Here is a 7571-nt window from a genome sequence, read left to right as displayed (position 1 = left end):
CCCCCGGGTGAGGGATTAATTCGTTCTTCTTGTTCCTTTCGGAGTAGCTCGACCTCAGGATGAGGGATCACTCCGCTTGTCTAATCCCTCTGGTGGTTACGCCTCAAAAAGGTTAATTTTATTTCTCTTTAAAGACGCTCGTTGTGATATCCCAAATGGATGGAATTGATATTTTCGCATCTCCGACACTCCAGACATAAGTGCGATGTCCCTGTCCCGTCGGCATCCTTATCGGTCATTTTGTCATATATTTTTTGGAACTCAAGATGACATAATGAAGGAAATACCAAAGGCTGCGGGGTAAACTCAGCTGTTCAATATCCCGATACATCCGCCAGTTGTTTTTCGCCATCGTGATTTTATTGCTGGAGATGGAGTGCTCGACAACCCTGTATTTGGCGAGTGCTTCCTGAAAGCCGTGGGCCGACCACCCCTGTCGGCATAGGCTGAGCCAGAGGGCAAAATCCTGGCGTGTACGCATCGGATTCATCTTCACTTCCCCGAGCTTCTCCCGGTCCAACATCACCGTTAAACAGCCGATCACATTTTGCTTGAGTAACTGTCCATAGTCTACTTTCTCGGGGACACTGACAATCGTGCCAGTGTCGGTGCCATCTTTTTTTATCTTCATATAGGAGGTAAACGAAAAGGCAATGCGCCCTTCCTGCATAAACCGTAGTTGCTTTTCCAGTTTTTCCGGCAACCACTGATCATCCGCATCCAAAAACGCGAGATAACGGCCGCCGGCTTGTTCGATGGACGTATTTCGGGCCACACCGGGACCGCTGTTCTCGGCGAGCTCTATTAACTTGATCCGTTCATCTTTCAAAAACGGCTGGACCGTTGCCACCGTACCATCGGTAGAGCAATCATCCGTAATGATCATTTCCCAGTTGGTGTACGTCTGGGCCTGTACGGAGCGAATCGCATGCGGAATATAGGTTTCGGAATTGTAGCTCGGCGTGATGATGGAGATGAGCGGCATGGCATCGTCATTTTGCATGTTCGTCACCAATCTCACGCGCCTTCCTGCTAAGCTCATCATACCATTGCAGAAGCTTTTCTTCTTCCTTTTGCCAGTTTAATTCTTCCCGGACGGCCTTTTGGCCGTTTCGGCCCATTTTCGCCGCTTCTTCCGGATACAAGCGTAAATATTCAAGCGCGTCCTGAATGTCCGCTTTATCTTGCGGATCAACGGCGATCCCGCATTGATAGCGATCGATGAACGCTTGCCATACCGGGAAATTGGAACATAGGATCGGAATGCCGGCACTCATATACTCAAAAAATTTGGTGAGCTCTTTGCGCTTATAATGGTCCGTAGGGGGAAAGAGTGCGAGCCCCGCGAGCCAGCGCCGGTTCATGTATTGATGATCAATGTCTTCGCGGGGCACATAGCGTTCAATGCCCTCGATGATGAGCCTGTCCTTCTCGGCTCCGGCGGTCTCATACATGTTATCGGCGACTTCACGGGAGCACTTGCCGAAAAAATAAACAGTAATCTCCTCGTCTATGAGCGGCAGGCGCGCCTGCACGTATGCCCCCCGATCCACATCGATATTCCCGGTGTACAACAACTTGTTTTCCGGTTGTCCGACGTCTTCGCTCACCTCTTTGTTCAACAACGATTGATCGAGGAGCGGGTAATTCAATATCGTTTGCCCGTGCGGATACAGCTCCTCGTAATATTTTTCCGCCAAACAAAATGCCATGTCGCGCCCGAGCACATTTTCCATCCGTTTATATGTTTTTGTAATTAGTTTTCGTATCGGCCGGGGGATATATTCTTTTTGCATAATGCTCGTCGCGTAATCTTCATGTATGTCGTAGATGACGACGTTGTTTTTTTTCTTCAGCAACCAGCCGATCGGCAATAATTCCGGGTCGTGAAAATGATAATAATCCGCGTCCAGCTGGCGCGCCTGTTTGTATACTTGGTAAGTGGAAAAAGCCATGCGCAAAAATTTATTGGTATATTTTTTAATGGGGAGAATGTTGATCTCACTTGCGCTGTCGGTTTCGGGAGCGATCAACGTAACATCATAGCCCGCGTGCTGCAGCGATCGGCATTCTTTATGATAAATTCTCGTATCGAACGGATGATGTACTGATGTCATGTGCGCAACTGTTTTTGCCATTTTAGCCGCTCCCCAGTGCATCCATAAAGGTTTGTTCGTACTGTTGTACGATGTGTTCCGCCTTGAAATCATGCGCTCGTTTATATCCCTTTTGTACGCTATCGACCCGCTGCTGATCTGAAAGGGTCAACACTTCCACTATCTGGCTGGCCATCTGCGTTTCATTCCCAACTTCACACAAGGTGCCGAACTCTCCCTCGTTCAGCACTTCAGCCGGGCCTGAGTGACAATCCGTGGACACAACGAGTGTGCCCGAAGCCAATGCTTCGGCAATGACATGGCTAAACCCTTCATGCTTGGATGATAACACAAATAAATCCGCTCGTTGAAAGTAACGATAAGGATTATCCTGAAAACCGATAAAATACACGCGCTCTTTCACGTTTAAATCTTCCGCCTGCTGTTGCAGTGATTCTAGTAATGGCCCTTCCCCGAGAATCAACAAGCGGCTTTTGAGCTGTTGATTCACTTTGGCAAACGCCCTAAGCAGCGTTTGCTGATCTTTTTGTTCCACCAGCCGCCCTGCCGTTATGATGACGGGCTCTTCGGTGGCAAATATATTTTTATGTTCGGCTTCAATGTCTTCGTTCATTTTCTCCTGAATATTTTCTATGTCAACCGGATTATGAATCACTTTGATATTGTCCGCTTTCACCTTGTAACGCCTGACGAGATTTTCCTTGACCCCTTCCGATAAGGAAATGACCTGGCGGGCGTATTTGTAAAATAAGCCGGTGATCAAAAGCTTCGCATTCGTTCGAAACCCACCGCCGAAATGGTCCGCTTCACGCACGATGCTTTTCGCGCGCGTGAAGGAAAAGAAGTTGCCCAGGATAGCGATTACATTCAAATCGGGGAATTGCGTGCTGAAAACAAGGTCGATGTTTTCTTTGCGTATCACCTTTGCCAATGGAAAAACCGCTTTCCGGAGCCGCTGCGTATTCAGCTTGATCATTTTTACATCCGACGCTAAATCCTGTTCATACGCGCCATCGAAGTTGAGGGTCACCAGGATTGGATTGAAGCGCGTCCGATCCAGATGATTGATAATGTTCAATAACGTCCGGGCAGCCCCACCAGCCCCCAATTCGTATATAAAAAATAACACATTGACCTTTTTCATATGTGCAAACGGCCTTTCCGGATTCTGTTTCGAACGACTCCATTATCCATTTTAAATTAAATGGATGTTTAGTCAAGCTGTAGATGGCTAGATTCACATTACACGCAAATACTAATAGCAACCACTGCATCTATTTTGGTATAATAGATTATTATATCTCTATTTAAGAGAATCGGACTTGTCCGGAATGGAAGATCAAGATATACTATACATAGAGTACTTGATTAACCATCTAAGCATCATGTGTTTGATGGTAACCAAATGGCAGGAGGGGAACACGAATGACTAAAAAAAATACTGTGGTGAACCCATCCAAAAAAAACAGTGGTAAATTGACCTTGATAAAACGAACTTCCCGTACAATACCTGCATATATTAAAGCTACTATTAAATCCAATGAGAAGACAATCGAAGAAAATGAACGTCTGCTTACAAAATAAACAGTGAAAAAGCTAACGGGGGAAGGTTAGCTTTTTCACTTTTCTTTTTTCATTTTTTTCAAAGTTCGTTCGTTCTTTTTTATAGCTTCAGCATTTCGCTTCAGTTGTTGATCTGCCACCTTGCTTACATATTTTAGGGTTGCGTATTTGCCCAAGTGATTCACTCCTTTTTTTAAGCATCGCCTAACTTCCAGGCTTATATACTTAAAGGAGTTTTACTTTACAATTGAGGCACAGTCAGGTGGGCTGTTATCCGGGAAAACGGTGAATCTCCACTATTTTATCAGCGATCTCACGAATATATCGGCGACTTTATGATTATATCAGCGAACTCACTTGCTATTGCGAAGATTCCCTTACTGCCTCGGTAAATTCGGTGAAATCGGAGAGATGATTCTCGATGATCGCTTGCAAGACCGACACCTGCATCCGTTGATAATCATGAATAGCTACATTCCGGAAACCGACCATTTTTTGCATCCGCTCGCTGAGCTGTCGATCCAAAAATTGATTTTCACCCAACAGTTGGAAAGCTTCCCGACTTGTATTCGGAATGCCTAGTTGATGGATGGACACGATGTGCATGGCGAGGTCAATACTTGCTTCACAGGCTCGATGAAGATTCAGGATAATTGAATCCTGCTTCGTTATGTCGTGCAAATTCTCCGAATCATGATCATACACCTCACGAATACGCGCTAAACAACGGTGGATGATTGCCGTTTTATTAATAATAATATCGTCGACCATGTGCCATCCCCCCAAATCCATAGGCTTCCAACACTTCTGCTCTCTCCTCGTTCAGATAGGCGTACTCCTTTAACACACGGAGGGTGAACAGTTGCCGTTCATAGGGTCGCTCATCCAGCAACAAGACCCCTTCCCCAATAACCTGCTTTTGCATAACCGTTGAAGCCTGATTCATATCGACTAAATCAACATCACAATGCAAAATACCGGCGAGTTCCTCCCCGTAAATAAAGAGATCGTAAGGAGGATAGGATTGATCACTTAAAAAAGCAATGTCCAGATCACTATCCAGGCGCTGTTCGTTCCGAGCGGCTGAGCCGAAAAGATATATAGCGTAAACATCCAATCGTTCCCGCACTGCGTCTACGATTTCATTTTTCTTTAACGCACTTTCCATGACATTGTCTCCTCTCAGTTTTACGGAAGTTTCTCCTCTTATTGAACTGGGAATATTATAACACAAACAGAGCGCATGAAATTGAGCAAGGGGTGACACCTCAACCGCGATGATGTCTGAGCTGAACGGTGTCACCCGTAGGGAGTGACACCCCAAACAGAATGGCCGCAGACCCGAAAGGTGTCACCTGAAAATACAACGCGAGGAGGCTCCGCATGGCTGAGGTCGAAACCACAACATTCAACACAAAAAACAACCAAACCTACACCATCCGAACGGCATTGCCCGAAGACGCCGAAAAACTATTAACGTACAATCAAACCATCATCAAGGAAGCGCGATTCCTGCTCACGACGCCCGAGGAGTTTCTCATCAATACAGAACAACAAAAAGCTAGCCTGGAAAAACTATTAAGCGATCCTAACAATTTAGCGCTAATCGCCGAGTGTAACAATCACATCATCGGCTTCCTGGATTATCATAATGGCCATAAAGCGCGTGTCCAACACCAAGGATCATTTGGGATGAGTGTCTTGCCAGCGTACAGAGCCCAAGGCATCGGCCGAGCACTCGTTCATACTTTACTCGATTGGGGACAAAACCATCCCCTCATTGAAAAAATCAACCTGGAGGTACTTGCAGGTAATGCCCCTGCAATCCGTTTGTACAGTAATCTGGGGTTCATAGAAGAAGCCAGGCAAAGAAAGGCGATTAAGTTCGATCAGCAAAACTATGATGACTTAATTGCCATGGCATACTTCCTGCAACCATAAGGAGCGTAGCCCCCAAAAAGGCTACGCTCCCGTTTATTTCTCCATCACCCGCGGATCCAGGGCATCCCGCAGCCCGTCACCGACGAAGTTAAAACTAAGCACGGTAATAAAAATCATCAACCCCGGGAAAAACGGATAGTACCAAGCAGTTAAGAAAATCGTTAAATCCTGGGAATCCGACAGCATATTCCCCCACGTTGCGGTTGGAGGGCTGATGCCAAGACCGAGGAAACTAAGTGTTGATTCTGCGATGATAAACATGCCAATCGCGAGTGTTGCAGCCACGATAACCGGACCGATCGCGTTGGGCAAAATATGGCCAAAAATAATTCGCCGCGTCGGTAGTCCTAATGTTCTCGCAGCCAAAACGAATTCCCGCTCTTTAAACGATAAAAATTCACTCCGCACAAGCCGTGCCGTTGTCGTCCACGACAATAGACCGAAAACAACGATCAGCATAGACGGAGCCGGTCTGAACACAGAAATAATCGTAATCAATAAAAAGATGCTTGGAAAAGAAATGATAATATCAACGATACGCATCAGCACTGCATCGACCCAGCCGCCAAAAAAACCGGCGATCGAACCAATCACCACACCGATCGTTGTCGCGCTCAACATCGCAGCAAAACCAACCCATAATGACATTTGCCCGGCATATAAAATGCGACTGTAAATATCACGTCCTAAATGATCGGCTCCTAACCAATTATCCGCACTTGGCGGTGCTAAGCGATCAGTCAGCGATTGCGCATTAGGATCATGCGTCGCCAGCCAGGGCGCTAGCACAGCGCTGCTAATAATGACCAACAAAATTATAAGGCCAAGGACCGCGAGCTTATTCTGGAAAAATTTTTTAGTGATAATTCTGAACATCGATTCGTGCTCACTTAACGTCTCTGCCCCTGAAGCAGGAGGGGGCGACTTAGCTTTTTGTTTCATCTCGTTTGTATTCATGGGGTGCCCTACCTCCTTAATATTCAATACGCGGATCAACAATCGCATAGAGAATGTCTGCAATTAAGTTACCAACGACAACTAAGCCTGCACCAAACATAGTTAACGCCATAATAACTGGATAATCACGCTGGAACGTGCTTTCAAGGAACAAGTGACCGATTCCCGGCCATGTAAAAATTTGCTCGACAACGACGGAGCCTCCGATAAATGTCGGCAACAGCAACCCAAACATGGTGATCAAAGGCATCAATGCGTTACGAAGGCCATGCTTATAAACGACTCGACGCTCTTTAAACCCTTTCGCCCGAGCGGTCCGAATATAATCTTGATTTTTTACTTCAAGCATGCTTGTCCGTGTATACCGAGTCATCTGTGCCATATCGGCGGTTGCGAGCACGAGCGCAGGCAAAAACAGATGATGCAAGCGGTCCAGGATATCAAAATCTCCACCTAATGTACCGACGCCACCAACCGGAAATAAACTCAGCTGTACGCTTAAAAATATGATTAACATAAGTCCCAACCAGAAATTTGGAATCGACACACCAATAAAAGAAGCAAAGGTAAAAACATAATCTCGTGCTGAGTATTGCCGCATTGCTGAAATAATACCGATTGGGATTGCGACGATCATCGTCATAATGGTTGAACTTATCATGAGAACAAGGGTATTCGGTAGGCGTTCCCATATCATTGAACCGACGTCACGATTAGTGATGAACGAGGTGCCCAATTCCCCTTGTAAAATATTACCTGCCCAGCGGACGTATTGGACAGGAATAGGATCATTTAACCCCATTTCGTCCAATTGTTCTTCACGATCTTCAGGAGAAATATTCGGATCGAGATCCAATGCAGTCGGCTCCCCAGGAGCAAATTGCATAATCCCGAATGATATGATCGATATGCCGATTAAAATCGGGATAGTCATGAGGATGCGCCGGATAATATATGTCGTCATCTTAAGATCTCCTTTATCTCGATGTAAAC

9 protein-coding genes are annotated in these 7571 nt (G+C 46.0%); 2 read left to right on the top strand and 7 right to left on the bottom strand.

Features of this window, described 5'->3' with window-relative positions:
- Nucleotides 1-235: 235 nt before the first annotated feature.
- The 3 genes from BLS58_RS15955 to BLS58_RS15945 are packed head-to-tail and all read right to left on the bottom strand — an operon-like array spanning nucleotide 236 to nucleotide 3261.
- Nucleotides 236-1003: a glycosyltransferase family 2 protein gene (locus tag BLS58_RS15955; RefSeq protein ID WP_090399979.1), complete on the bottom strand. Its 768-nt coding sequence runs from the start codon at nucleotides 1001-1003 to the stop codon at nucleotides 236-238.
- Nucleotides 993-2138: a glycosyltransferase gene (locus tag BLS58_RS15950; RefSeq protein WP_090399973.1), complete on the bottom strand. Its 1146-nt coding sequence runs from the start codon at nucleotides 2136-2138 to the stop codon at nucleotides 993-995. Before BLS58_RS15950 ends, BLS58_RS15955 begins: the two co-directional genes overlap by 11 nt.
- 1 nt (nucleotide 2139) lies before the next feature.
- On the bottom strand, nucleotides 2140-3261 hold the full coding sequence (locus BLS58_RS15945) for a glycosyltransferase (RefSeq protein WP_090399970.1): 1122 nt from the start codon (nucleotides 3259-3261) through the stop codon (nucleotides 2140-2142).
- Between the two features lie 281 nt (nucleotides 3262-3542).
- Here BLS58_RS15945 and BLS58_RS17715 point away from each other — a divergent pair, with 281 nt between their 5' ends.
- Nucleotides 3543-3701 carry a hypothetical protein gene (locus tag BLS58_RS17715; protein ID WP_176764809.1) on the top strand — a complete coding sequence of 53 codons (159 nt, stop codon included), beginning with the start codon at nucleotides 3543-3545 and terminating at the stop codon, nucleotides 3699-3701.
- Nucleotides 3702-4040: 339 nt separating this feature from the next.
- Here the strand turns inward: BLS58_RS17715 and hepT are convergent, their stop codons facing one another.
- On the bottom strand, nucleotides 4041-4451 hold the full coding sequence (gene hepT / locus BLS58_RS15940; protein WP_090399968.1) for a type VII toxin-antitoxin system HepT family RNase toxin: 411 nt from the start codon (nucleotides 4449-4451) through the stop codon (nucleotides 4041-4043).
- The gene (gene mntA / locus BLS58_RS15935) at nucleotides 4429-4848 is read right to left on the bottom strand and encodes a type VII toxin-antitoxin system MntA family adenylyltransferase antitoxin (RefSeq protein WP_090399966.1); all 420 of its coding nucleotides are present in this window, start codon (nucleotides 4846-4848) and stop codon (nucleotides 4429-4431) included. The genes hepT and mntA overlap by 23 nt, the downstream gene beginning before the upstream one ends.
- 215 nt (nucleotides 4849-5063) lie before the next feature.
- On the opposite strand from mntA, the gene BLS58_RS15930 reads away from it, so the two are divergent.
- The gene (locus BLS58_RS15930; RefSeq protein ID WP_090399964.1) at nucleotides 5064-5621 is read left to right on the top strand and encodes a GNAT family N-acetyltransferase; all 558 of its coding nucleotides are present in this window, start codon (nucleotides 5064-5066) and stop codon (nucleotides 5619-5621) included.
- A 33-nt stretch (nucleotides 5622-5654) separates the two neighbouring features.
- On the opposite strand, the gene opp4C is transcribed toward BLS58_RS15930, so the two are convergent.
- Nucleotides 5655-6563 (bottom strand): oligopeptide ABC transporter permease, encoded by a 909-nt coding sequence (gene opp4C / locus BLS58_RS15925; protein ID WP_090399977.1) that lies wholly within the window; start codon nucleotides 6561-6563, stop codon nucleotides 5655-5657.
- Nucleotides 6564-6594: 31 nt separating this feature from the next.
- Nucleotides 6595-7542, bottom strand: coding sequence for an ABC transporter permease (locus BLS58_RS15920; protein ID WP_090399962.1), 948 nt, complete (start codon nucleotides 7540-7542; stop codon nucleotides 6595-6597).
- Between the last annotated feature and the right edge of the window lie 29 nt (nucleotides 7543-7571).

This window comes from Natribacillus halophilus, from assembly GCF_900100185.1.
GTDB lineage: Bacteria > Bacillota > Bacilli > Bacillales > Marinococcaceae > Natribacillus > Natribacillus halophilus.
The sequence above is the reverse complement of the archived record's forward strand: the minus strand, read 5'-3'. Positions and strand labels throughout refer to the sequence as shown.

Coding starts and splice junctions, on each gene's coding strand:
- BLS58_RS15955 (WP_090399979.1), bottom strand. CDS start 1,003: ATGCAAAATGACGATGCCATGCCGCTCATCTCCATCATCACGCCGAGC.
- BLS58_RS15950 (WP_090399973.1), bottom strand. CDS start 2,138: ATGGCAAAAACAGTTGCGCACATGACATCAGTACATCATCCGTTCGAT.
- BLS58_RS15945 (WP_090399970.1), bottom strand. CDS start 3,261: ATGAAAAAGGTCAATGTGTTATTTTTTATATACGAATTGGGGGCTGGT.
- BLS58_RS17715 (WP_176764809.1), top strand. CDS start 3,543: ATGACTAAAAAAAATACTGTGGTGAACCCATCCAAAAAAAACAGTGGT.
- hepT (WP_090399968.1), bottom strand. CDS start 4,451: ATGGTCGACGATATTATTATTAATAAAACGGCAATCATCCACCGTTGT.
- mntA (WP_090399966.1), bottom strand. CDS start 4,848: ATGGAAAGTGCGTTAAAGAAAAATGAAATCGTAGACGCAGTGCGGGAA.
- BLS58_RS15930 (WP_090399964.1), top strand. CDS start 5,064: ATGGCTGAGGTCGAAACCACAACATTCAACACAAAAAACAACCAAACC.
- opp4C (WP_090399977.1), bottom strand. CDS start 6,563: ATGAAACAAAAAGCTAAGTCGCCCCCTCCTGCTTCAGGGGCAGAGACG.
- BLS58_RS15920 (WP_090399962.1), bottom strand. CDS start 7,542: ATGACGACATATATTATCCGGCGCATCCTCATGACTATCCCGATTTTA.